The organism is Halorubrum sp. SD690R (assembly GCF_005435035.1).
Taxonomy (GTDB): domain Archaea; phylum Halobacteriota; class Halobacteria; order Halobacteriales; family Haloferacaceae; genus Halorubrum; species Halorubrum ezzemoulense.
Genome location: NZ_SGTV01000094.1, coordinates 1 through 1,007 on the forward strand (window position 1 = coordinate 1; position 1,007 = coordinate 1,007).

Here is a 1,007-nt window from a genome sequence, read left to right on the forward strand (position 1 = left end):
CGCTCTTGGGTAGAGGATTGTTGGTGAGTTCTCAGCAGTAGCTGGAAGCCACAGCGGGCAAGGGTGACGCGACCGCGTCACCCGACGAACAATGTTCCCTATCAAGACGTTCGTCTCGGAGCGTCGCGCCGCGAACCTGCTGGAACAGGTTCGCTGGCGCGACGGCGTCTATTGCCCACGCTGCCGTGGCGAATCTGTGATTCGGTACGGCAGCTATCGGGTGTTTCAGCGGTATCTGTGTAAGGATTGCGACCGCACGTTCAACGATCAGACCGGCACGATCTTCGAACATTCTTCGGTGGCGCTCAGAAAGTGGTTTCTCGCCGTCTACACGTACATCCGCTTTAACACAAGTCTCAGGCAACTAGACGTAGAGATTGACGTTTCATACAAGACGATCTACCGGCGCGTCCAGCGCTTTTTGCGAGCGCTGGACGCGCCTCGACTACAGCTCGAAGGCCCCATCGAGATCGACGAATTCTACGTGAAAGCTGGACTCAAAGGCCGCGAGCGCGACGGCTGGTCGCGCTCGCGTGGCCTGTCCACGCGCGGACGTGGAACGTACGCTGAGGACAAGCTCCCCGTCTTTGTTCTCGCAGATCGAGGCAGTGGTGAACGGCACGTGATCCCGGCGAAAGCCGCGACCGAATCGAGGATTCGACTCCTGCTGGCCGACCGCCAGCAAGAGTCGTTAACCGTCTACACAGACGGCTTTCGGGCGTACGATCCGCTGGAGGAGGACGACGCATTCACCCGTGAATACGTCGTCCACGGTGACGGCGAGTATGTTGATGGAGACGTTCACGTGAACACCTGCGAGAGCCACGCGTCGCTGGCGCGACGGTGGCTCTCGCCGCATCGAGGTATCTCTAAAGACAGACTCACGCCGTATATCCGAGCGTTTCAGCTCCGTCGAGAAGTGTTCCGCAAACCGGGGAAAGAAGCGCTCAAAACCATCCTCGAAACTGCGCTATGACTCACCAACAATCTACGCCACAAGAGCGTTG

The 1,007-nt window shown here is 58.7% G+C and carries 1 protein-coding gene; it reads left to right on the top strand.

The genetic code is table 11. The features are described from left to right. The first annotated feature begins 91 nt into the window (after positions 1-91). Positions 92-976, top strand: coding sequence for an IS1595 family transposase (locus EXE41_RS18550; protein WP_137691790.1), 885 nt, complete (start codon positions 92-94; stop codon positions 974-976). Positions 977-1,007 lie beyond the last annotated feature (31 nt).